Origin of the sequence: Legionella birminghamensis, assembly GCF_900452515.1 — a bacterium.
Taxonomy (GTDB): domain Bacteria; phylum Pseudomonadota; class Gammaproteobacteria; order Legionellales; family Legionellaceae; genus Legionella_C; species Legionella_C birminghamensis.
The window spans coordinates 1,038,582-1,063,590 of record NZ_UGNW01000001.1 but is presented as its reverse complement, the minus strand read 5'-3'; the positions used below and the strand labels follow the sequence as shown (position 1 = coordinate 1,063,590).

Here is a 25,009-nt window from a genome sequence, read left to right as displayed (position 1 = left end):
AGCCTACGACTTTTTTTGTTTCCTTAAAATCTCTCGCAATCGTTTAGCGTCTTTGGGGGCACAAGCTTTTTCATCATTATCAAAATAACAATAAACTGGCTTTTTTTCTTTTTGCCACTCGAGTATTTTTCGAGCGCATTCCTGTAATTTTTCCTCTGAATAAGAACCGGAATAAGCGACTGCCTCAGGTCCATGCATACGAATATAAATGAAATCCGCTGTTACCACCAAGGGCGTCTGATACTGTTTAAAATCATAGAAATAAAGCGCCTCACAAAACCAGCTTTTTGAACGAAACTCAAAGGTATAGCGTAAATCCTTAGGCAGATAATCAATGAATTTTTTAAGACGTGCTATATCAATATGCCAATAAGGGGGAAATTGAAAAAGTATTGCGCCCAGTTTATCTTCGAAATAACGAAAAGCAGTTATTAATTTATCGACACTTTCCTCGACATCCTCCAGTTTTTTCATATGGGTTATATAGCGGTTGGCTTTACAGGAAAAAACAAATTCAGGTGGAGTTTGCTCAAGCCATTTTTTTATGTTTTTTTCTTTTGGAAGCTGGTAAAAGCTGTTATTTAGCTCGACCGAATCGAAGGTCTGTGTATAACAGGGCAAAACCTCTGGAGATTTTATTTTCTCGGGGTAAAAATTTCCGATCCAGCCTTCATAACTCCAGCCTGAGGTACCAATGTAGTAGCCATTTTGCTTATCCATAGCAGCCTAAAATTAGGGATCCTTATAAATTATGGCAAAAATATGCTGTCTCTGCATTGACCAATACTTGCTTACAGAAATCCTGCCTACCGCGGCCTGTTATGGATATCCAAGGTTACTCAAACCATTTCTGGATACTGCGGACATGCCGCAGTAAGTAGGATAAGTCCATGCGCCTTGGCCATAGGTTAAGAGGCCTAATTAAATACCCGATAAGCCGGGAGTCAAAATCTCAGGCGTACTGCTCTCGACTGAGGCGGCATTAGACATTCTTTTCTCAATCAATTCACGGAGAGCATCTACACTCGCCATTATCTTCTCATCGTTAATAAATGCCAGAATAGTACAAAATTGTTTAATTTCTTTTTGCGAGGGCGAGAACATCTGAGGGCTCATGCGTGAAAGCTGGCCATTCTCTTTTTGACAGTATTCCCGAATAGCCATAACACAAGCTTCAGGATCAGAACCTTTTTCATCAAGGATCGTTTTAACCCCTTTTATTGCTTCCGGCAATGGATTGATACTATCGCATACCCTTTTAACCAGGCTCAATAATTCTGACTGCGCCTGCATAAGGATGCGTTCCTCCTCCTTTACTACCGGGATATTCCTGAGAAGGCCTAATAAAACATGAACATAATTCAGGCTGTCTTCGGCTCCAGCATTTTCGCTTTTAATCCCATAGCGGATTAAAGCGCGCAATGTATAAAAGGCCGTTTTCGCTTCTTTGTCTGACAGTTCAAAGGTCTCATCTGGATGCTTGGCCTTAAGGGCTGCCCTACGCTCGTGAATAAGAGTCAATTGCTGGATAACAAACGGGGAATAACGTTCACCGTCGAATTGTAGCACATCGTTTTCTTTATCAATCATCACGGCTAAAAATGCTAATAAATGATAAAGCAAAGCAGGGTTGCTTTTGCCGTTCAGTGCCGCCTCAACGATCATGCTATGGTAAACCGTCCTTCCAAAACAGAAATCCTTCATATCTGCAATTGAGGCATAGGCTTCGAAATGCTTAAATATTTCCAGATTCGATTTATGGACGGCATTTCTTAAAATATCATAGTCACGAACACGAACGAGTTCCTTCTTTTGCGCATCCGTCAAGTGGGTTTCAAAATGCCTGATAAAATCTATTTTGACTGCATAAGCGAGTCTGCGGATCACGAAATACTCATTCGCCCTTAAGGCAACATTCATTTCTTTTTCTAACCATCTTTCAAAGCGTTTAATCATTTCCATATGATCATTTTCCGCTGCCAATATGAAAGGCATAAACATTCTCTCCTGCAAGGCAGGCTTTGTGTAATTCTTGGTTTCAGCTATTAAAGCATTTTCGAGCTGCTCAAGAATCGCCATATTACCCGTTTGAGCAACCCAACGAATGGCGCTATAAGATGTCTCTTTCATATCCCTTGGCCCAGGTTTCAAGGCTTCAAGATGCTTCTCTTTTCCACCAATAACACATACATCAACAAGGGTAAACGCTTCGTCATTGAGCTTATAAGATTTTGATAGATCCCTACTGATCAACCTTGTATTTGGTGGTTCACTATCCAGGTAAGCTTTTAACTCAGGGTATTTGTTTAAGAGATCGTTAAATAATTGATTTAAATCTATCATGCTGCTCACTTAAGATGCGGATTGGGAATTAATTGTATTTTTCTAATACTTAATAGTCAATGCTGGAAGTTTCTCAATGCTGGGTAAGCCCCTTAATACTCCCAAAATGCACAGGTTCAGCAATTTTCAAGATGTCCAGATTAATTACTGTTAATTGATAGAGGGCTTGTAGGTAGACTTCACAGTTTTCCAATTCATCGGCAGAGAATGCACCCACTTGCTCCACTATTTTATGCATAGCTAATGTTAACTCAGCCTGTGTTTCTGAGACTTTAGAGATATTTGCTTCTTCATAAAGACCGCCCACCGCCTCTGCAAGTTGGTTCAGATCAAGGTTTAATTGACTGGCAGTAGCAATCGCCTGCTGTTGGTTTACTGTTTCCTGAATGTGACTCAAAGTAGCCTGCATCATCACTAATTTATCGTATTCATCATGAATAGCCTGCAGCTGAGCCAGTTTTTTTTCATTGGTCTGACCTTCAACCTCCAGGGTTTCTAGCGCCCCTCTGGTTAACCAGAACTGATTAACCAAATCAAAAGGGCGAGTCATCTTATATTCAGACCTCAGCATTTGTTTGCAATTATGAATCAAGTGGCGCTTCAATTTGGCGATTTGCCTGAGCAGAATATGCCAGAGATCAGTCCGCCAAAGCACATTAGCGACCAGAAAACTGGCAGCAATACCGATAAAAATTCCCCCCAGACGCTCCAAAGGAGGCGTTAAACTGGTCGGCGCTCCGCCTTCCTGAGCGACTGTGATAACCAATGCCAGATTAGCCTGTAAACCGATATACGCATCGGCAGGCCGCTTAAAGGAAAAATAGCTAAATGCCCATACACCAATCAGGATTAACAGCATAAAATCATAAAGATTAAACGCGAAATACGCTAATGATCCTAATGCTAACCCTCCGCCTAACAAACAGCCCAATATCCGATGCAAGCTAACACTTTTCATCTCAAACAAGCTCTTTCGCACGGAAATAACAATGCTGCTTATAATTCCGTTTAAACCGCCAGGCCAGTTGCTGATGAGCCAGAACACAAGCGCGAGAGTCGCCGATAAACCGGCTTTAATAGCATGTAGAATCACATCAGGATCATTTCTCAGCTGTTCCTGGTGTGAAATTAATCTTTGCCGGATTTCCACAGGCTTTTCCCTCCCTGCGAACACCGTATTCATATTTTCCAGCATGCTGTTTAACTGCCTCAAAAAATGGGCAATTGCGAGCATATTTTGATATTGGCCGGGATGGGCAGACATTAATTGGTTAATCCTTCGCCGGAAATTGTCAATCAGCAGCGGGCTTTGCAAATTGCCTTCTGGTTTCTGCTCGTCCATAAATGCAGACTTTATATAATTCAGATCGCTTTGAATTGCGGCAAAAATGCTTTGCAAATCGAATTGCTCAATCAATGCCTTGTTTTCCTTTACCATGAAGAAATTGTTTCTTACATAATAACTATTCATGCGGATAAAGGATTGGAAGGACTCAAGCACTAAGCGGTACTGATCCAGCTTAACCCGTTCAAAGCCGATCTCGCGGCGCATAAAACCCAGCATTTCAATGCCCTGCCGCAGTTTCTTTTTAACATTCAGGTTATCTTTCTGGATTGCGGACAGCATTTCCAGATTCTGTTCCTGCAGGGCCGATGCAATTTTGGCAAGCAGATTATCAATACTGATAAAAACAGTGTTAGTGCTTTTATTCATCGCATCCTGAATGGTGTTGGGGAAAAGAAACAAAGCAGAAATCGCAGAGACAATGACGCCAAGGCCAATTTCTGCAGGACGCCATATCGCCACCTGAAATGCCTCTCCCGGTGAAAAGGCGAGTTCAGATATCACGATAAAGGCACTGATTGCCAGTAACAGATAGGCATAGGCATAACGGCTCAGATTATAGTAATACACAGCAATCGTAATGAGAGAAAAACCGCCTAATAAATAGAGAAAAAAACTGTTCGCAATAAAACCGGCTAAAAAATAACCCAGCCAGGCGCCTATAATTGTCCCGGTGATACGCATAATTGCTTTATCAATAATATTTCCGGTGTAAATATTGGCTAAAATTACAACAGTCATGCCGGCCCAGTAAGGCTTATCAAGATGGAGTGCGAAGGCAATAAGAATGGCAGTAAGTGTTGAAATGGCTGTTCTAATTGCAGCACGATTTTCCAGAGACTGGGGAATGAAAGGACAGCTCACTTTTTCACCGGATAGGTAATCGTCGTCGCACTCGCACCAATTCTCAGGGGGTACTCCTCACTGATGTCATCGATAGCGATACGCACAGGAAAACGCTGCGCTATTTTTATCCAGTCTTCGGTCGCCTCAAGGTACGCCAGCGTAGAAGGCGCAACCTGCCCGGCCTGTACCCGGTTAATTCCCCAGCCAATGCTCTCTACATGCCCGTGGAAAGTTTTACCGGGATACATATCAAGATAAATTTTTGCCTTATCTCCAGGTTTGATTAAACGGATGGATGTTTCACGATAACGCGTTACAATCCACCAGTAGCTGGTATCTACCAAAGCGAATAACCCCTCCCCTGTTCGAATATATTGCCCTTTACGCAGATTAAAATTGGTAATATAACCGTCTGTGGGCGCTACCACTGTTGTATGATCATATAAATACTGGGCTTTGTTGACCTCCGCTAAAGCAGCCTTAATCGCGTTATCATCAAAATTCTGCTGTGCAATTCTGAGTTTCTGCATAGCGGCCAGCACTATAGCCTGTTGCTCGCTTATTTTGGCTTCGGTATTAATCAACTGAATTTCTGCCAGATCGCCGTGCTGCTGTAATTTTTGATAACGGCGTAAATGATCCTGGCTTAAGGCAAGCATTGATTTGCTCTGGCGCAATTCCTCTTCTGCGACCTGTATCCCCAGTTTTTCATTGGCATAGGTAATTTTTGCCATCTTGTATTGCGCTTTGGCTTTATTCAAAGCATATAAATAAGGCCTGGGATCGATGGTAATCAACTTATCGCCTTTCTTTACGCGCTGATTTTCAACAACATAAATCTCGCTGATTGGACCGGAAACCAGGGACGCCATATTGATAATATTGGCAGAGACATAGGCATCGTTGGAGCGCGTATCATAATAGGCAAAATAACGATAGCCGGCAACAGCCAGCACAATAATGCTAACCGTGATGACATGAGGCCAATATTGAAATGCCGACAATCGATCACGAAGTGCCAAAACCATTTTCCCTAATAGACAAACTTACAATATACTGAAATTTAGTGGATTTGTTAACGCTTGGCCGGAGATATATCAGGCGTTTCTTCTGCCTCTGGTGCTGCCTCTCTCCTGGCGGCCAAGGGGGAATCATGGTAGACAGGGGCAAATAATTTGTAAGTACTTCTCATGGAGGCTTCATCACGGCTGGCTTTATTATTGGTATTAAAACAGGAAGAGCAAAACCAATGGTTATCTATTTTAAAATAGGTACTCGGGTCGGAAAACAATCCCCAGCCCTCGGTATGATCTTTTGAGATCAGAGTTTTTAAATCACTTACCAGGTAGCAGGCTTGCAGTTTTGGATCGCAAATAACACTATTGTCAAGTTGCACAATAAAATGATCGCGAAGGGAAAGCAATTCCAAAGGCATGACATTATCCGGGTTTGCAATTCGTTTTTCGATTAATGTGCTTAGAATAAACTGAAACGCTGCAAGCGCCTGATGTTTGCTGTTACAGGCACCATTCTTTTTCATGGCATTGTAAGCCTTTTTTATCTTTTCCAGAGTGGAATCGTCCCCGTTTAGAATATCTTCTACTATTTTTATACTCTCTTTTTCCTTTTTACTTCCAGGAGAGGGCAGGGTTTTCAGATGATCAATAGCTGCCATTGCCAATTTTTTGGGGTAGGAATCAGGTACAGGACTCATTTCGTCAGAGCTTTTTATAAGCTTTGATATTGACATTATAGAAGGCATGGCATTTTCAACTCAGTCCTTTGTTAATTTTAATATAGCTCAAATCCGGGAATAAAATTTTGGATGGGGAAATATATTTTAGGGTATCCTATAGGTATCTACACAAAATGCAGTCGAATCCCCGCGGTCAAATGCCGCGGGGATTCGAATAAGAAGCACCGCCGGCATTCAAGAGATTACCTGATTCTTAACCATTCCGTATTGAATACAGCGGAAAAACCAGGATAACAAACTCGGTACCATTAAACAGGAAATCACCTATGACTTCCATTCCCAATTTGATATGTGCATTAACCGAGCGGGGATTTGCTTTGGAAACCAACACCGTCAATAGTTCAATTTCAGGGTGTTTCTCAATAATATATCGGCTCATATGTTGAAATAGACCGGACATAATGTTTTTTCCCCGGTGTGTTCTGGCAATACAGACAGGCCCGTAAACGCAGCTGTGATAGTGTGAAAGCGCTTTCCCCTGGTAATTCAGGTGCTTGAATTGATCAATCATTGCCTGAACCAAAGGGACATTTTTATTGTAGCCCAGGGTGCTTGTGCATTGATAGGCACAGAGCTCATCGCCCTCAACGCCGACTGTAATGCCCAGATCTGCGTCCATTGCCTTTAACTGTTCGGCAGTAAACCCGGCTGACAAAAATCCATCGCCCAGGTCGCTCGCCAGATTAACAGCCAAATTTTCGTTCTGTAAATCAACCATTTTCGCAAAATCAGATTCTTCAGGTTTGCGGTATTCCATAAGGGTGATCCAATTAACCAGATACTAATTAGCTTAGCAGAAATTGCTGCCTGCTTAGCTGCGATCTTATTTTTGATTAAGGTTCTTTTGCAGCAGATCTCTTATTTCTGTTAATAGTATTTCTTCCTTGCTGGTTTTTTCCGGTTCAGCGTCTTTTTTTTGCTGCAGCAGATTAATGAATTTGACTGCTACAAAAATGGCAAAGGCGATGATAGTAAAATCAATGATAGTTTGTAAAAAGGCGCCCCATTTCACTACAGCAGCACCAATTTTCAATGATTTGCCAGCGATATTAACCCCCCCGAGGAGCAAGCCAATCAAAGGCATGACAATACCATCCACCAGCGAAGAAACAATCTTGCTGAAAGCAGCTCCAACAATAACTGCCACTGCGAGGTCAACCACATTGCCACGCATGGCAAATTGCTTGAATTCACTTAAAAAGCTCATCTTGTTAGTCCATTATTCCATAGCCTTGATGAACTGGCGCCTGAGTTCCTCACAAACTTCTCAATCCGTTCGAAAGCAAATTTGCGAAGGATCTCTCAGAACTGGAGCACATCAAGGCTATACTTCCACTAGGGGTTTCGGTCAGTTACCCTCGATTTTCCCCAATCCTGCAGCAGCATTGCCAGCTCTGCCAAACGGCTGTCCAAATCATCAGGGCATGGTCCGCCGCCCTGCGCCATATCTTCACGTCCGCCACCCTTGCCGCAGAGCAGTTTTACCAGGGAAGCAGCAGAAGGCGCCTGGCCGACCAGGGATTTGGTGATGCCGGCAATGACATTTATTTTGCCGCTATCAATGGTATACAGCACGATAATAGCACGCTCATTGGTCGACTTTAGCTGATCCAGTGTGGTTCTCATTGCCTGATTATCGGCACCCTCCAATTGCTTCACCAGAACAGCAGCATCCGCAATAATTTGCATTTCCTTTTGCAAGTCGCCTCCTGATTTTGCCGCCAGCTTTGCCTGCATACGGCTTAATTCTTTTTCCTGCTGTTTATAATCAGCCATAAGCTGGCTTAATTTTTCATTGGCTGTGCCTGGGCTGGTCTTTAATTTACCAGCAATATCGTCCAATAGACCAAGTTGCTGGTTAACCCAATCCAGGGCATGGGCACCGGTGACCATTTCAATACGCCGCACGCCGCTGGCAATACCATACTCGGCAACTATTTTAAACAAACCAATATCGCCGGTACGCCCTGCATGTGTTCCCCCGCAGAGTTCCATCGAAAAATCACCTACAGACAATACCCGCACTTCATCGCTATATTTTTCACCAAATAATGCAACCGCCCCGCTTTTCTTAGCTTCTTCCAGGCTCATTACCTGCGTTAGCACTTCTTCGTTTTCTCTTATCTGCTCATTCACCAGTCGCTCCAGTGCTTGCAGTTGCTCCTGGCTCAATGCTTCAAAGTGAGAGAAATCAAAACGTGCGCGCTCCGCATCAACCAGGGAACCTTTTTGCTGCACATGGGAACCAATAATCTGTTTCAATGCGGCATGCAGCAAATGGGTCGCCGTATGATTAAGCCGAATGGCAGCCCGCCGATCTGCATCGATTTGCGCGTTCGCTGTTTGCCCGAGCTTCATTTCACCTTCCAGCACTTCACCATAATGGACAATTGCCTGGCCGACACGCTGGGTATTCTCAACCTGAAAGACGCCATGGTCGGTAATTATCTGCCCTTTATCACCAACCTGCCCGCCGCTTTCTGCGTAAAAAGGAGTGTGTTCAAGGATAATGGCGCCTTTTTCACCGCTCGCCAATACATTTACCCGCTTATTATCCATTAACAGGACAGTAATAGGGCTGGACATACTTTCCATGCTATAACCATGGAAATGGCTGGATTCCTCAATCTGGCAAGTGGAAGAATAGTCAGCAGAGAATTGGCTGGCGGATTGCGAAAGCTCCCGCTGCTGCTGCATGCATTGATTAAAACCGTCAATATCAACCTGTAAATTCTGCTCGCGGGCAATATCCTGGGTTAAATCGAGAGGAAATCCATAAGTATCATATAGTTTGAAAACGACTTCGCCTGGAATGCTATCGGATTTTAAAGCCTGAATTTGTTCCTGTAAAAGCCTCAGGCCCTGCTCCAGGGTACGGCTAAACTGATTTTCTTCCTGAAGCAGGATTCGCTCAATCTGTAATCTTGCTTCCAAAAGCTCCGGATAGGCATCTCCCATCACATTTCCCAGAGGCTCTACCAGCTTATTGAAGAAAGGGGATGGCAGGTTAAGCTTGTTGCCATGACGGACTGCCCGGCGAATGATACGCCTTAAGACATAGCCGCGCCCTTCATTGCTGGGCGACACGCCGTCAGCAATCAGGAAAGCACAGGCCCGGATATGATCAGCAATTACGCGCAGGGAAGGATGTTCGGGATCAATACCGGAGGTCATTTCCAGAATGGAGCGGATGAGCAACTGAAAACTGTCAATGTCATAATTATTATGGACTCCCTGCACCACTGCCGCAATTCGCTCTAATCCCATACCCGTATCCACGGAGGGTTGCGGTAAGGGATGCAATTTGCCTTCCTTGTCGCGGTTATACTGCATAAACACGAGGTTCCAGATTTCAATGTAACGATCGCCGTCCGCATCCGGGCTTCCGGGGGGGCCGCCAGCGATTTCTGGACCATGATCATAGAATATTTCGGTGCATGGGCCGCAAGGGCCGGTATCCCCCATCGACCAGAAATTATCTTTTTCACCACAGCGTGAGAAACGCTCGGCAGAGACCTTCATTTCTTTTAACCAGATATCAGCTGCCTCATCATCATGCTCATAGACAGTAACCCATAGTTTTTCTGTGGGTAAATGCAGGACTTCAGTTAAAAACTCCCAGGCGAAGCGAATCGCTTCCCGCTTGAAATAATCGCCAAAACTGAAATTGCCGAGCATTTCGAAAAAGGTATGGTGTCTGGCTGTGTAGCCTACATTTTCCAAATCATTATGCTTTCCCCCTGCGCGCACACAACGCTGGGCACTGACTGCCCGGGTATAAGCACGCGGCTCTAATCCTAAAAATGTTTCCTTAAATTGAACCATACCGGCATTGGTAAATAATAAGGTAGGATCATTGCCTGGAATCAGAGGGCTTGATTCCACAAATTGATGGCCATTGGCGATAAAGTAATCAAAAAATGCTTGTCTAATTTCCGAACTTTTCATAATTCACAACTTCTTGTTAAGATTATCAGAACTCATCTTTAAATAATTTATTAATTATTTCAAAAGAAAAGCCGCGACTCTGCAAAAACCGCTGCTGTTTTTGCAGGGCTTTAAAATCCTGCCCCTCTATTTGCCTGAATTTTTTTTGCATCACTTCCCTGGCAAGAGTATCCCAGGATACCTCCTGCCCGTTCAGGATTTCCATAATAAGGTCTTTGTCCAGCCTTTTAAGCTGCAGTTCCTGGATAATTCGCTGCGGGCCATATCCTTGCCCGATACGCTGTCGACAAAATGCAGCAATGAAACGCTCATCACTTTGGTAATTGAGCTGCTGACACTTGTCAACAGCATTTTCAATATCCTGCCTGGCAAATCCTTTATGAGCCAATTTCTCAGCCAGTTCATTTGCTCCATGCTCTCGCCTGGCCAGCAGGCGCAGAGCACAGTCAAATGCTTTACTCATCCATCATCTCGATATCTTCTTCTTTTACAACCATTGCTGTTTTATTAGCTAATAGCTCTGCACGAATCTGCTGCTCCAGCTCGGCAGCAACCGCAGGATGCTCTTTGAGATATACGCGGACATTATCTTTACCCTGACCGATTTTTTCCTGTTTGTAGCTGTACCAGGCGCCTGCTTTCTCAATCAGTCCGAGTTGAGTCCCCAGATTAATGATTTCACTCTCACGTGAGATCCCTTCATTATAGAGGATATCAAAATCGGTGGTTCTGAATGGCGGCGCGACTTTATTTTTGACAACCTTAACGCGTGTTTCGCTGCCTAATACTTCCTCACCCTTTTTGATAGAGCCGGTACGGCGGATATCCAAACGAACAGAAGCGTAGAACTTCAGCGCATTACCACCTGTTGTCGTTTCAGGATTACCAAACATAACGCCAATTTTCATACGGATCTGGTTGATAAAAATAACCAAGGTATTGGAGCGCTTGATATTAGCCGTTAATTTGCGTAATGCCTGAGACATCAGCCTGGCCTGCAGACCCACATGGGTATCCCCCATCTCGCCTTCAATTTCTGCTTTGGGAGTCAGGGCCGCAACCGAATCCACAACAATAACGTCTACAGCAGCAGAGCGAACGAGCATATCGGTAATTTCCAGCGCCTGCTCTCCCGTATCAGGCTGAGAAACCAGAAGATCGTCCACATTCACACCTAATTTGGCAGCATAGCCTGGATCCAGCGCATGTTCCGCGTCAACAAATGCAGCAGTCCCACCCATCTTCTGGCATTCAGCAATTACCTGTAAGGTCAGTGTTGTTTTACCGGAAGACTCAGGTCCGTAAATTTCGACAACCCGTCCTTTAGGTAAACCGCCGATACCCAAGGCAATATCCAGTCCTAATGAACCAGTTGAAATCGCTTCAATATCACGCTCGGCGGGGTTATCGCCCATACGCATTACTGAACCTTTACCAAATTGTCTTTCTATTTGTGCCAGAGCAGCACTGAGTGCTTTTTGCTTGTTGTTATCCATCGTCGTATCCAAAAGTATGCAAGCGCAAATTATCACATAGATATGGATGGGCAGCAAAATTTTTATGAAGGCAGGAGATAAAATGGGTAAATCATTTAGCGAATCCCCGCGGCAACGACCCATATCTATCTACACAAATGTTTTTCCCACTCCGAATCCCCGCGGCTGCGACCGCGGGGCCCACACGAAACCTATTTAGAATATTGGTTTTGCTAATTTAGGATAATGTTTGGAAGACTTGTTCCTAACTGCTTTTGCTATTCACGGCAACATTGGATTCCTCTGAAGAGCATGTTAGGCACCAGACATGGGCCCCGCGGTCGAAGCCGCGGGGATTCGACTGATAGCTATGGATCGATACCGCGGGGGTCGTATGGTTATGTGCCACTACTGAACAGAAAGCAGCGTAAGGATTCCAACCAGTGCTTTTCTGCTGGCGCGCGCCCTGACCTGATGGCGGGAACAGTTGCTAAAAAGGCAATGCTCTGTGCGGACAATGTTTCGAGCCTTTGACGCGAATCCGAGCCAGACAGTGCCGACAGGTTTATCGATACTGCCTCCGTCCGGCCCGGCAATGCCCGTAATGGAGAGTGAAAGACTGGCCTTGCTAAATTGCAAAGCGCCTAATGCCATCGCTTCCGCAACCTGCTGGCTTACAGCACCATATTGCTCGATAAGCACAGGATCCACACCCAGCATTTCCTGCTTGGCGAGATTACTATAGCAAACGAAGCCACGATCAAACCACTGAGAACTCCCTGGCACCTCCGTTAGCAAACTGGCAACCAGCCCGCCTGTGCAGGATTCGGCAGTAGCAATGCAGTGTCCCTTTGCGATGAATAATTCTTTTAATTGATAGAGTAAAGCGTCCATATAGCCACAAATAAAAAGCCCCTTGCAGGGGCTTTAAGCTTATTGATTATCGTTAGATTTAGTTGTTTCAGTAGTCGTTGTAGTAGTAGCTGAGCCTTGATCAGCTTTGCCATCATTGTTCTGATCAGTACCTTGCTGCTCAACAGTAGTAGTGGACTCTACTTTTTTCTCAGCATTGTCGCCGCATGCAGATAATACTAATGCAGTGCAAGCAGCCAAAACTAAAAGAACCATTCTTCTCATATTATTCTCCCTGGTTTTAAATTCAAGATGACTCCCAACTCTAGTCTAACAAAAAATTATCTTAAGAGAAGGAGTTAACTCAATTCCATGTTAACTTTAGACCAAAATCGAAAAATCATCAATGTATTGATTAATTGGAATTATTATTTGGATATTTTCTATCCACTGCCTGCAGATCAATTTCAAGAAAATGCGTAATCCGAATGGTAGCAGGACTGGCCGCAGGGGTAAATTTAACTTCAATATTGCGCTCTGCCCCACCTACTAGCTCGGAACTGCGGGTAACAGTCATCACTTCAGTCAGCTCGAGCGGATTTTTTTCTGCGTCAGTTTTTTCCGATGTTAGGAAATAAATCATGGCTTGCAAGCTCTTTTGAGATGAGAGGCTTTCAAACATCCGTAAATAAAGATAAATCCCCTGTAAAAAACCATCCGCATGATGCCCGATATGTCCATGCGAGAAAATAGCCGGACTGGTCAGGTTGATGGGGAAATTCATAGTTATCTTTTTAATGGTTTTTCCTGCTACCACGGAGGTTGTTGTCGTCTCCGCAAACATTCGCTGGTAAAAATAAAACAGCTTACCGTTCGCCGCATAAATGGATTTCCACACCCCCAAATCCTCAGGCAAAGCTTCTTTGACTAAACTATTGTCACTCAGTAAATTAATTAAATGCCGCAGGTTTTCAAATTTAACCGCTTTACAATATTTAATGGAAACCAGGCCATCATTGATACTGAGGATACTGTTGCCATTGATTCGGTGTGCCTGCAGGGCAGCCTTATTAATCAGATTCGCTTCCGGTAGCCTGAGTTCGAAAAAATCACCTGCCGTTGCATCAGAAAACTCCAATGGGATAAATTGTACGTTTTTATTGATGACTGGATCGCGAATAGGGATTTTACTGCTTTCAACATAAATGCCTTTGATGCTTTCTTTCAGTCCAAAATTGGAACGTGTCCGCGGTAACTCATCCACGGCCTGTCCGGTGGCCGGATCTTTCACCTGCTTCCAGATATCAAATGGGGCGTTTACAAATTCAATCCCAATTGCACGGCTATTCGTAATTTCACCATGAGGTACATTAGCGGCAATATCTGCCATTTGATAAATTGTGCCCTTATTATCCTTTATGTTAGCGATACAAAAATGGGCGGGCACCTTAAAAACAGCACTGCTATCCATTTCCATTCCCGCTGTTTCATGAAGCAAAATCTGCGAGGGCCTGCCAACTCCTCGGGAAGAGATCGATTGCAAGCTCGCCGCCTTCCAGTTTTTAAAATTAATATCATTGTTTGAAATCGCGTACTCCTCTGTAAATGCAACCAAGCGATTTTCATTATCGGGAATATGGGAAGCATACTTTCTCTGCGTTACCCCATTAGTACGGCTGTCCCAGACTAAAGCAGATTCACTTTGGATGGAAATAACTGAATCCGGATCGGTTTTCATACGCCGGTCATTATCAATAGGAAAATTGCTGACATTGGGAAGGTTTCTATGCCACTCGATATAACTGCGTGCAATAGTGCCATGGCACTCAAATACCTCGGCTTTTCCTGTGGCATCGAAGTTTTTTTTATTAAAAAAGAAAACGACATAATGAATATCGACAGGAGTATATTCATAGATATCCACTTTAAAATAGCCATTAGCAGACACCAGGCTGATTACCTCATCCTTGCGATAAGGCTTTCCTGAAGCAAAAAATGCATCCTCCGCTTTTTTAAAGGCATCCTGTACATCACTGCCATAATTATCCATTTGCCGAACTGCCGGCCTTATAACCCTACACATTCTTTCATCCTCAATGATCCATTAAGCGGGCGGTTCCTGTCTGCCGGTCAAGGGATTATAGGTTACCTCAACAGGTACCACCTGATCGGTAGGTAAAATTTCCACCCATTGATCAAATACCTGAAAGTTTCTATCCGGATTGTTGGGATCAGGGTTAGCGGGATCATAGCGAAAACTGCCTTGCAAAGGATAAAATCCATACTCATACACTTTATCAATCGGCGTTGCAGATACCTTGTCGTCGTCATGAATTTCCGCGCCCTTGGGATAATGATCGGTTTTATTGGATTCAGCGTGTTTTTGTGATACCTGTGTACACAAAAAACGAATGGCGTCATTTATGGTGACTTGCGGATGGCTACCAACCTCATCCGAAGGATCAAGGGCCAGGAGCTTTGCTTTTATCTCATCCAGCTCTGTTTGCGGCGCCATATAGGCAGCATCCAGCCCCTCCGACCCTTCGACATTAACATTCTTTAACCAGTTAATAGCCGCCCTCTCTTTTCCTGGGCGAATGGGAATAACCGCCTTAACCCAGGGAGCGTTTAAGAAAGCATTACGCATATTGTCGCCATCCAGCTGCAAAAGCCAGCCTAGCGAACTGCCCATGGGAGCAGGCTGACTTTTATCAGTAATTAAATAATTATCTTCCCGGGCGACATTATCTGACCAATTGACGGCATCCGCATTAATACTTTGAAAATCGCCAACCCCTAAAAACTGGCTGGATTTTTTTCGCGGTTTCCACCATTCCGGCGCTACAAAATACAGCATTTTATTGACATCAAAAATTGAATTAATCAGCTCTGACAGCACATGCAGAGTACGCGGTTCTGTATCCACTTTATAATGCATATTGGTCATAAGGGAGCGAATCAAACGCCGATAGACAATAATGCGCTCTTCTTCCCTTAATTCCTCGTACTTCCGCTTCTGGATATTGCTGGCGAGTTCAATGCGCTCTTTGGCCGCATTTAAAAAAGCCTGGCGTGTTGCTTCTGCATTCTGCTGCTCAATCTGAGTCACAACAGCCTTCTTGGCATCATTGCCGGCCTTGATTTCGGCAAGTTTTGCGGCAGCAACCGTATAATGCAAAGTACCGCCCACTACAAAATCAATACGCTCATCCCATTCTAACCCATCTGGCGCGGTAATAACCCCGATTTCAATCTGTGAAAAATCAGCTGTAAATTTCCCATGAAAAGCATAAATCTGATTTTCCGAATCTTCACCGCTATGGGAAATATATTTGATAGTAATGTAACCGTCCTGATAATTCGCTTTAAGTAACTCATAACCATCGGGAGCCGGCGGCACCTGAAAAGTAGTCAGGGGGACAAAGCCTAATCCAGGAACATTCCATTTGCGATTATCGCCAAAATCCCAGACTGCAGGCACAGTGAAATTCACCGAAGTATCTGGCGGCGGCATAGTCTCTGATATCAGGGGTTTTGGGATCAGATCAGCTGGCTTGGCAATGTGAACCAGATTGGCGAGCCCCAAGGCTTCACCGGGTTCGTCCACAAAGGTTTCCCAGCAAAGGAAACTGCCAATATCCTGTACCTGCACGCCCACTTGCCTCATCTTTCGGCGTAATTCATAATTAATCAGATCCGGTGTATTATTAGACAATACATAACGCTTGCTGGATGTATTGGATTCTTCTGTAATTGTTTTAAACGTGGATTTAAAATTCTCGCGGATTTCTGAAGATAATTTCTGCGTTTGTTCGCGCATTTTTTTATGTGTATTTTCCCGGGCGGTCTGCTGTGTCCTATCCATATTTAAACTGGCTGTCGCGGAAGCATTCCCGGTGCCCCAGGATTGATTGACAGTCGTTGTAAAGCCCAGTTTTAAATCGCTTTTATTGTCCTCCTTTACTGCAGTACTTATTTCGTCCTGTTCAGTTGTTGATTTCTCTGACTTGGTAATCGACTCATAGCCCGTTTCATAATATTTTTCAGTAATGGTTTTTCGAGTGCTTATTTCTATCAGCTCAACGGTTGATCCTGGAGCCAGCCAGACATGACCCGTTGGACTTCCGAGGAAGGTATCAAACTCAAAAAAATACTGCCTGAATAAATGTACAATACCTAAGGGAGATAAACTGACATTATCCACATCTTTCTTGGGATCAAATGTCAGATAGGGATCTTTATAATCATCGGTGAAATTTTTCACTAGCTCCCAGAATGCTTTTTTACTTTGATAGTTAATATCGGTGTAAAAAATCTGATTAAGCGGCTTAACCGCACGATTAGCCGCCAGTTCAGTAATAACGCGGGCAATTGCCGATTCATTCTGCATAGTATTAAGCAGATTATTGTATAACTCCTGCTTAAGTAAACTGATTCTCTCTAGCATTGACTCACTGTGTTCACCGCGAAGCGCCCTGGCTTCACTGTATTGCCGGCATTGGCGTTTGAAATCCTCCTTGTATGCAGGATAAACTGTGTCATGCAGTAATTTTTTTAAATCATAATTACTGATAAAATCCTGCCATTCATCTTCCGTTTTTGCGGGTTTGCTCTGAAGAATTTTTTTAATTTCCTGTAAGATTCCGGATGATTGGAATCCTAATTTTGCCGAAGGCAGGAAATCACCCAGATCAACCACTACATCGCCAAGCTCGCAACCCTGCAGACTATAATCTCTGATCAAAGTCTGATTTGAAAAATGCCTGACTAATTGCAGAACCAGATAAGAGTTTTGTTTTTGAATATCCTGTTCAATCCGCTTTAATTGCCGCTTGGATTTCCATCCCAATAATGGCTGATAAACCCCAAACATCTCGCTGGAATAAGGGAGAATATTTTTGAATTGCTCATAATCCTTGATGGTTTTCATGCTATTTTTTCCTCCGTGAATAGCATCTTATTAGTATATCACTTTTTGGGAGGGGTAATTGATTTAGCGTCTGCTGACTGGATGCCGCGGCACGTAGGAAGCCCTACGCATAGTGAGAACTGCCACTCACAGCAGGGACTGCCACAGACAGCCGGAACTGCCTACTTGCCGCGGCGCCGCGGACATGCCGCGGCATCCATACTACCCAGCCAGAAAATAAATTACTGACGCAGACCTCCCTCTTTGCTAAAATCAGCTGCTTTACTCCGCCTTGGTTTTGTTCATGTCTGTAACACATACTCCAATGATGCAGCAGTATTTACGCATCAAAGCCGATTATCCTGACATGCTGTTGTTTTACCGCATGGGTGATTTCTATGAATTATTTTATGACGATGCCAAACGGGCAGCGCATTTGCTTGATCTCACCCTGACCCATCGCGGTCAATCAGCGGATAAACCCATTCCAATGGCAGGCGTTCCCTATCATGCAGTGGAAAACTATCTGGCGCGCCTGGTAAAAAAAGGCGAGTCTGTTGCCATATGTGAACAAATTGGCGACCCAGCCACCAGCAAAGGACCTGTGGAGCGGCAAGTTACGCGAATTATTACGCCCGGTACCCTTACCGATGAAGCACTCCTGGACGCAAAATCGGATAATCTTTTATTAGCCGTTTACCAGAAAGCCAAACGCTATGGCCTGGCCTGGGTTGATTTAAGCGGCGGACGCTTTTATCTGCTCGAAGTTGAGGATGAGGAACAGCTGTATGCAACAATCAATCGTTTGCAGGCTGCAGAACATTTATTGCAGGAATCCTCCCCAATTTCTCTGCCCGCCAGCTTCTGCATCAAGCCACGCCCGCACTGGGAGTTCGATCTGAATAAGGCCAAAGAATTGCTGAGTGAGCAATTTGAAGTAAGCAGCCTTCACGCATTTGGCGAAAAAAACTATCAGTTAGCCCTGGTGGCAGCGGGTTGCCTGCTCAGTTATCTTAAAACCACGCAACGCCAGGCGCTGCCTCATTTAAAACAGATCACTCTGGAAAATAATGAGGATTACCTGCACATGGATGCTGCGACCCAAAAACATCTCGAGCTCTTTGAAAATTATCAGGGAGGCCGTGAAAATAGCTTATTGGCCGTCCTGGATCATACGGTCAATCCCATGGGTAGCCGCCTTCTGAAACGATGGCTGGGGCGCCCTTTAAGAAATGTCCAGGCGATTAATCAAAGACAGCAGGCAATCCGGGAGTTATGCGAACAGCAGCAGATTGCCCCCCTGCAAAATCTGCTCAAACAGGTTTGCGATGTCGAGCGCATTTTATCGCGGATTGCCCTTGGATCCGCCAGACCCCGCGACTTGGTGCAATTAAGGCAGAGCCTCAACCTTCTGCCTGAACTAAATGCTTGTTTACAGTCCCACTCCTCTCCTCTTCTAAAACAGATTCGTCTGGGCTTAACCCCCCAGCCCGAATTACTAACCCTGCTGACCGAGGCAGTCATTGATAACCCGCCGGTGCTTATCCGCGATGGCGGCGTTATTGCACCCGGTTTTGACGAAGAACTGGATGAGTTAAGAGCCTTAAGCGAAAATGCCAATGGCAAACTCAACGAATTTGAAATAGCGGAAAAGCAACGCACTGGCTTATCCACTCTCAAATTCGGCTATAACCGCGTTCAGGGTTATTACATTGAGCTGTCCAGAAATCAATCTGAAAAAGCGCCTGACTACTATCAGAGAAAGCAAACGCTCAAAGCCGTAGAGCGCTATATCACCCCCGAATTAAAAGCCTTTGAAGAAAGAGTGTTATCCGCACAGGTTAAAGCCCTGGCCAGAGAAAAATGGCTTTATGAAAATCTCCTGAGTTTGCTGCTTGAGCATATCAAGGCCTTAGGCCAACTGGCTGACTCTATCAGCCAACTGGATGTTTTGGTTAATCTGGCTGAGCGCGCCATAAGCTATCACTGGACTTGTCCACAATTTATGGAGCAACAGGCTATTCATATTACGGCTGGACGCCATCCGGTGATTGAACTCATTCGCCAGGACCAATTTATCGCCAATGATTTAACACTCGAGCCGCAAAGAAATATGCTGCTGATTACCGGCCCTAATATGGGAGGTAAATCGACGTACATGCGGCAGACGGCCCTGATCGTTCTATTGGCTCATATCGGCAGTTACGTCCCTGCCCAGCGGGCAAACCTGAGTATAATTGATAAGATTTTTACCCGTATCGGCGCCAGTGACGATCTGGCCTCGGGACGTTCAACCTTCATGGTCGAAATGACGGAAACGGCGCATATTCTCAGACAGGCAACTTCCAATAGTCTTGTCCTGATTGATGAAATCGGCCGCGGTACCAGTACCTATGACGGGATGGCGCTTGCTTATGCGGTCTGCGTTTATCTCGCCAATACCGTTAAGGCATTTACCCTTTTCTCAACCCATTATTTCGAACTAACCAGCCTTCCAGATCAATATCCCTGTATTATCAATAAGCATTTGCAGGTCAAATTGATCGAAGGAAAAATTGTTTTTCTCTATCACATTGAAGAAGGCTGCACTGATCGGAGTTATGGGCTTGAGGTCGCTCAGCTGGCTGGTTTACCTGCAGAGGTGCTAAAGCTTGCAAAAATGCATTTGCACGAAATCCAGCAGACAGCAACACCGCCAATGCCTGCTCCAGGCAATATCAACAGACCAGTACCAGCATTTGTCAACTCAATTCTGGAGAAGCTGTCGAAATTGGAGCCCGATAATCTGACTGCCAAACAAGCGCTGGAATTGATTTATGAATTAAAGGAAGATTGTGCGCTTGCAGAAGAACATTAATGACCTCCGGCTTACCTATTTAATGGGCTTATAACGGGAAATGATTAAACGATTCAGACCTTTTTTGCTATTTTTATCACTGCCATTGCTAATGGCAGCTGAAACGACTGGGCACTTCGTTATTTCCGGTGTTAAGGGCAAAGTATTGGCTAATGTTCAATCCCGACTTCAGGAAATCGCTGAAAACAAGCCGTTGGAATCCCAGACGGACGAAGAATTAAAGGCGCAGGTCGCCCAGGCCTTGTCCCCCTATGGCTATTTTAACTCACAGGCTTCAATTACCCGCGGTAGAAACAATATACAGATTAAAATCACTCCTGGGCCAAGGCTGCTAATTGCCCAGGTCTCAATCAGTATCGTAGGTGAAGGTAATGATAATTATTTAATCAAGAGAGCCTTGAACAAACTGACTCTGAAACCAGGGAAACCTTTTATTAGCCAGGACTATGAACAAGCCAAACAAACATTGATGAACGCAGCCGAAAACCAGGGTTATCTGCATGCCTCTTTCGATAAGGCAGAAGTACTTGTCGACAGTGGGCACAACAGCGCGAGTATTCAGTTAGTTTTTAATACAGGCCCCCAGTTCTTTTTTGGCCAGGTACAATTCAGTCCCAGCTATATTTCTCCCGAACTATTGAGACGCTACATTCCTTTTGCCGAAGGTCAGTCTTATTCAACAGAGCAAATTCTTGCTTTTAATAATGCGCTTTCCAGCAGCGGCTATTTTAGCAACGTCATTGTTAAACCCGTTTTAAATGAAGAAGGCCAGATGATTCCGGTCAATGTTCATCTCCAGCCAGCCCCAAGAACCAATTATTCAATAGGACTGGGATTTGGTACAGACACGGGTGTGCGGGGGCGGCTGGGTTATCACGTAGTTCCAGTGAACTCTGCCGGTCACAAATTCAATGCCATAGCACTTGGCTCGATGAATGAGAACCGCCTGCAGGCACAGTACATCATCCCCGGTCAGAATCCACTGACTGATCAATATGATATTTTCGGCAGTCTGGCCAATCTGAATTACAGCGCCGGCTATAGTAACTCAGCCCAGGTTTCCCTTGCCCAGAGACATACCCTTAACCATTACCAAAGGGTTCTCTCATTAAATGGGCTGTATGAACGGTACAGCTACGATGAGACGCCCAAATTTGAAAAACTGATTTTATATCCCAAGGCCAGCTTGAGCTGGATGAATAAAAAGGACCAACTCTTTTCACCAACGGGTTATAATGTGACGGTAAATGCCCTGGGTGCCAGTAAACTGGCTCTCTCAGAAGTCAATTTTGCCCAGGCCTCTGTTGATGCTAAAGCCGCAGTGACGCTTGAAAAAATGCGCACCCGCCTATACCTTCATACCATTCAGGGAGTTACCTTGATTGATGATATTAATCAATTGCCCTTATCGCTCTCCATGCTGCTTGGCGGTGCAGATAACCTGAAAGCATATACCTACAACTCAATTGGCCCGGGAAAAATCATGTCTTACGGCGGCATTGAGATTCAGAAAGAAACGCTGGACAATTGGTATGTCACTGCTTTTTTTGATACGGGTGATGTATATAAACCGAGTCTTAAAGATTGGCAGAATGATTTGGGAATCGGCTTAATGTGGGTCTCCCCTATTGGCCCCATTAAGGTAGGCGTGGCACAGGCCATTGACAGCGGATTTAACCGTAAAGACAAAAAGCCGCGTCTGGTAATCAATATGGGGCCAGACTTATGATATTAAAGCTACTATTCAGAAAACTGTTTTATAAAACCCTTTGGTTGCTGGTGATTTTAAGCAGCATTTTGTTTTTTTTACTAACCACCACCCCAGGCCTTTATATCCTGATTAAAACAGGAAGCCAGTTTATTCCCGGCCAGCTTCATTTCGAAGGGTTAAAAGGCGAGGCCGCTGGCCGCATTTATTTTGACAAGCTCCAATATATCGATCAAAGCCAGCAGATTGATCTGAAAAATCTGCGATTACATTGGCGGCTTAAGGACTTACTGCATTACCGTATTAATATTCGTTCGCTGGAAATCAGCCAGCTGGATTATCAGCAAAGGAATGTTTGTGCAGAAGCTCTGGATGCTTGTAAACCCCCTGTTTCATCCGGGGATACCGCATTCGCTATCCCTTCATTGCCGGTGGAATTACTGATTAACCAATTGGCAATCCAGTCAGTAACGGTCAATCTTGATAGCGAAAAACAGCAGATTGACGGATTAAAACTGCGGGTTTACCTTAGAAAAAATCAATGGCAGCTTGATTATCTGCAACTTGCCTATCAGCAGCAACAGCTTGATGTTCAGGCATGGATGCAAACGAAGTCTCCTTACCAGGCTGCAGCCCATCTAAACATTGACTCCAATGCGCCACAAGGACTCAAAGGTCAGATTCAATTGGCAGGCGATCAATCATTATATGCCTGGCGTGGAGAGTTGAGCAAACCGGCTGCGATCAGCCTGCAGGGCAACCTTCAGGGTTTTTCCGAGCTAAACACCCTCCTCCAATGGCCAAATTTAAATTGGCCGCTCGATAAGCCGGAGTTGGAAGTTGCCAAAGGGCAATTAAGGATAAGCGGAACATTACCCAACTTAAATGTGCAAATGCAAACTGAATTAATTCAGCCGATTAATGGTCAGTTGACACTTAAGGCAAGCGGCAACCAGGATAAGATAAACAGCACTGCGGATTTCAACTCCCCACAGGGGGCTGTGCATTTGCAGACTAGCTTTGACCAACGACAGGGGCCCGTCTTTCAAGGGCAGTTACAGGCCAGTTTTTCAGAACAATTTTTACCCTCCTCCCCTCTTAAGAAAATGGAGGCACAGCTTAAATTTTCGGGCGACAATTTGCAAAATATTCTGCTTAACGGTCAAATCAATGGCATTTATTACCAGCGGGCACTCAAGGTAATTATTAATTCACAGGGTCAAACCCAATCAGCGAAAATCAGTTTGGGAGAAAACCAGATTTCAATTAGCCATTTAGCGAATAAGCCCTGGAAAATGGATGCAAAACTGCCAGAGCCGGCCCTGCTGCACCCTTCGCTTGCGGGCTTAAAAACACAGTTGAATGCCCAGGGAAATTTTGAAAATGAGAATAAGGGCAGCTTATCCATTAATATTGCCCCGGGCAGCTTTCAAATTCCCGATAAAGAATTGCTCACTTTTAAAGGGGGACAATTTGAAATGAATCTGGCTAGGAAGGGTTTAGGCCTAACAGGTCATTTTAATATTGATCAGGATAAATCCATTCGTCTGGCCCTTGATTTACCACAGTTTAATTTTAACCAGGCCGACTTCAGACAGCAGCCAGTGAAAGGAACTGCTCATCTTGCTATCAACTCCCTTGATTTTATCGCCAGTATGAGCCCCGAAATAACTAAATCGAGCGGCCAGTTATTGGCTAATCTTGATATTAAAGGCCGCATTGGCAAACCGGATCTGAATGGGGTAATTGAAGTAAAAAATGGCAGTCTGTCCGCCAGAAGGAGTGGATTCACCTTAAGCCCCATTAATATCAATTTAAAAAGCCAGGACAACCGTTGGTCAGTTAAAGGCAGTTTATATGCGGGTGAAAAGCCGCTTATCCTCTCTGGCGAGGGCGATTTTTTTCCACAGGTAAAGGGACAATTGTCTCTGGAAGGAGACAATCTGCTGGTGATGAACAGCTCGGAATATACCATTTATATCTCCCCCCATTTAAAATTTGAATTTAGCCCCTCATCCCTGGTTTTGAATGGCAAACTGTTAATTCCAAAAGCCTCTCTGAAACCACAGTCATTCAATAATACAGTCACTTTAAGCAGCGATGTCGTTTTTACAGATGCCAAACCGGCTGACAATCCCCTGCATATTGATGCCAATGTCAATGTAGAAATGGGCGATGAGGTTGAGCTGGCGGTAAAAGGGTTAAATGGTTTTTTACGCGGCTCCATTAATCTTCGTCAATTGCCGGAGGGCCCATTAAATGCCGGCGGCGAATTAACCATTCACGATGGCAAATATCAGGCCTATGGTCAGGACCTAACCATTGAACAGGGCGAGTTGTTATTTACCGGCGGATTAATCGACAATCCCGGTTTGAATATCAGGGCGGTAAGGAAATTTTCCAATACGACCGCAAGCTTTGCCGGCTCTGATCAATTGTTTGATTTTAATCCCAGTAATATACAGACACTGGATTTTGGCAACAAGCTGACTGTAGGGATTGAAGTCAGTGGGCGACTACTCTCGCCTCAGGTTAAATTATTTTCCAACCCGGCAACGCTTTCGCAGGCCGATATTTTATCAATGCTTTTACTGGGCCGCCCAGCGAGCCAGGCCAATAAATCAGGCGGCCAGTTATTGCTGACAGCGATTTCTTCAATGAATCTGAATTCAGGAAGCAACGGTTTACAGCTGGTTAATCAATTAAAACAAAAGCTAGGCGTCGATTTTAATATCGCTAATAATAGTACCTACAATAAGCAAACCAACCAGGTCAATGATACGACTTCACTGGTTGTGGGTAAATCCCTTTCCAAGCGGCTCTACCTTAGCTATAACGTAGGTCTTTCTCAGGCCGACAGTAATGTATTGACCCTGAAATATTTATTAAATAAATTCTTTAGTATTCAGATTGATGCAAGCCCAACCGGCAGCGGCATTGATCTCCTGTATACCCACCAAAAGAGGTAAT

The 25,009-nt window shown here is 44.5% G+C and carries 17 protein-coding genes; 3 read left to right on the top strand and 14 right to left on the bottom strand.

The features are described 5' to 3' along the window. Nucleotides 1-3 precede the first annotated feature (3 nt). The 14 genes from DYH42_RS04480 to DYH42_RS04415 all read right to left on the bottom strand — a co-directional run bounded on the left by DYH42_RS04480 (nt 4) and on the right by DYH42_RS04415 (nt 17,495). Nucleotides 4-720, bottom strand: coding sequence for a DUF72 domain-containing protein (locus DYH42_RS04480; RefSeq protein WP_058524745.1), 717 nt, complete (start codon nt 718-720; stop codon nt 4-6). A 201-nt stretch (nt 721-921) separates the two neighbouring features. Then, entirely contained in the window at nt 922-2,343 is a 1,422-nt protein-coding gene (locus tag DYH42_RS04475; RefSeq protein ID WP_058524746.1) for a hypothetical protein, read from the bottom strand. Nucleotides 2,344-2,416: 73 nt separating this feature from the next. Further along, nucleotides 2,417-4,552: an FUSC family protein gene (locus tag DYH42_RS04470; protein WP_058524747.1), complete on the bottom strand. Its 2,136-nt coding sequence runs from the start codon at nt 4,550-4,552 to the stop codon at nt 2,417-2,419. Then, nucleotides 4,549-5,556 carry an HlyD family secretion protein gene (locus DYH42_RS04465; protein ID WP_237759060.1) on the bottom strand — a complete coding sequence of 336 codons (1,008 nt, stop codon included), beginning with the start codon at nt 5,554-5,556 and terminating at the stop codon, nt 4,549-4,551. Before DYH42_RS04465 ends, DYH42_RS04470 begins: the two co-directional genes overlap by 4 nt. Nucleotides 5,557-5,609: 53 nt before the next feature. Next, nucleotides 5,610-6,248 (bottom strand): hypothetical protein, encoded by a 639-nt coding sequence (locus tag DYH42_RS04460; protein WP_131792983.1) that lies wholly within the window; start codon nt 6,246-6,248, stop codon nt 5,610-5,612. A 235-nt stretch (nt 6,249-6,483) separates the two neighbouring features. Continuing rightward, complete coding sequence (locus tag DYH42_RS04455) at nt 6,484-7,047, bottom strand: GNAT family protein (RefSeq protein ID WP_058524750.1); 564 nt, start codon at nt 7,045-7,047, stop codon at nt 6,484-6,486. A gap of 66 nt (nt 7,048-7,113) precedes the next feature. Continuing rightward, complete coding sequence (gene mscL, locus DYH42_RS04450; RefSeq protein ID WP_058524751.1) at nt 7,114-7,497, bottom strand: large-conductance mechanosensitive channel protein MscL; 384 nt, start codon at nt 7,495-7,497, stop codon at nt 7,114-7,116. A gap of 128 nt (nt 7,498-7,625) precedes the next feature. Continuing rightward, the gene (gene alaS / locus DYH42_RS04445; RefSeq protein ID WP_058524752.1) at nt 7,626-10,238 is read right to left on the bottom strand and encodes an alanine--tRNA ligase; all 2,613 of its coding nucleotides are present in this window, start codon (nt 10,236-10,238) and stop codon (nt 7,626-7,628) included. A 25-nt stretch (nt 10,239-10,263) separates the two neighbouring features. Further along, nucleotides 10,264-10,701 carry a recombination regulator RecX gene (recX, locus tag DYH42_RS04440; protein WP_058524753.1) on the bottom strand — a complete coding sequence of 146 codons (438 nt, stop codon included), beginning with the start codon at nt 10,699-10,701 and terminating at the stop codon, nt 10,264-10,266. Next, a complete protein-coding gene (gene recA, locus DYH42_RS04435; RefSeq protein WP_058524976.1) occupies nt 10,694-11,734 on the bottom strand; it encodes a recombinase RecA in 1,041 nt (346 codons plus the stop codon). The genes recX and recA overlap by 8 nt, the downstream gene beginning before the upstream one ends. Before the next feature lie 387 nt (nt 11,735-12,121). Continuing rightward, on the bottom strand, nt 12,122-12,607 hold the full coding sequence (locus tag DYH42_RS04430) for a CinA family protein (protein ID WP_058524754.1): 486 nt from the start codon (nt 12,605-12,607) through the stop codon (nt 12,122-12,124). 39 nt (nt 12,608-12,646) lie between these two features. Continuing rightward, nucleotides 12,647-12,850 carry a hypothetical protein gene (locus tag DYH42_RS04425; protein ID WP_058524755.1) on the bottom strand — a complete coding sequence of 68 codons (204 nt, stop codon included), beginning with the start codon at nt 12,848-12,850 and terminating at the stop codon, nt 12,647-12,649. Between the two features lie 130 nt (nt 12,851-12,980). Further along, on the bottom strand, nt 12,981-14,648 hold the full coding sequence (locus DYH42_RS04420) for a peptidoglycan recognition protein family protein (protein WP_058524756.1): 1,668 nt from the start codon (nt 14,646-14,648) through the stop codon (nt 12,981-12,983). A gap of 21 nt (nt 14,649-14,669) precedes the next feature. Further along, nucleotides 14,670-17,495, bottom strand: coding sequence for a hypothetical protein (locus DYH42_RS04415; RefSeq protein WP_058524757.1), 2,826 nt, complete (start codon nt 17,493-17,495; stop codon nt 14,670-14,672). Nucleotides 17,496-17,778: 283 nt separating this feature from the next. Between DYH42_RS04415 and mutS the strand changes: the two genes are divergently transcribed. Genes mutS through DYH42_RS04395 form a run of 3 tightly spaced genes read left to right on the top strand, consistent with a single transcriptional unit; the run spans nt 17,779 to nt 25,008 of the window. Next, nucleotides 17,779-20,331, top strand: a complete 2,553-nt coding sequence (mutS, locus tag DYH42_RS04405; protein WP_058524758.1) for a DNA mismatch repair protein MutS — start codon at nt 17,779-17,781, stop codon at nt 20,329-20,331. A gap of 40 nt (nt 20,332-20,371) precedes the next feature. Then, nucleotides 20,372-22,060: an autotransporter assembly complex protein TamA gene (locus tag DYH42_RS04400; RefSeq protein WP_242604327.1), complete on the top strand. Its 1,689-nt coding sequence runs from the start codon at nt 20,372-20,374 to the stop codon at nt 22,058-22,060. Continuing rightward, nucleotides 22,057-25,008 carry a translocation/assembly module TamB domain-containing protein gene (locus tag DYH42_RS04395; protein WP_058524759.1) on the top strand — a complete coding sequence of 984 codons (2,952 nt, stop codon included), beginning with the start codon at nt 22,057-22,059 and terminating at the stop codon, nt 25,006-25,008. The genes DYH42_RS04400 and DYH42_RS04395 overlap by 4 nt, the downstream gene beginning before the upstream one ends. Nucleotide 25,009 lies beyond the last annotated feature (1 nt).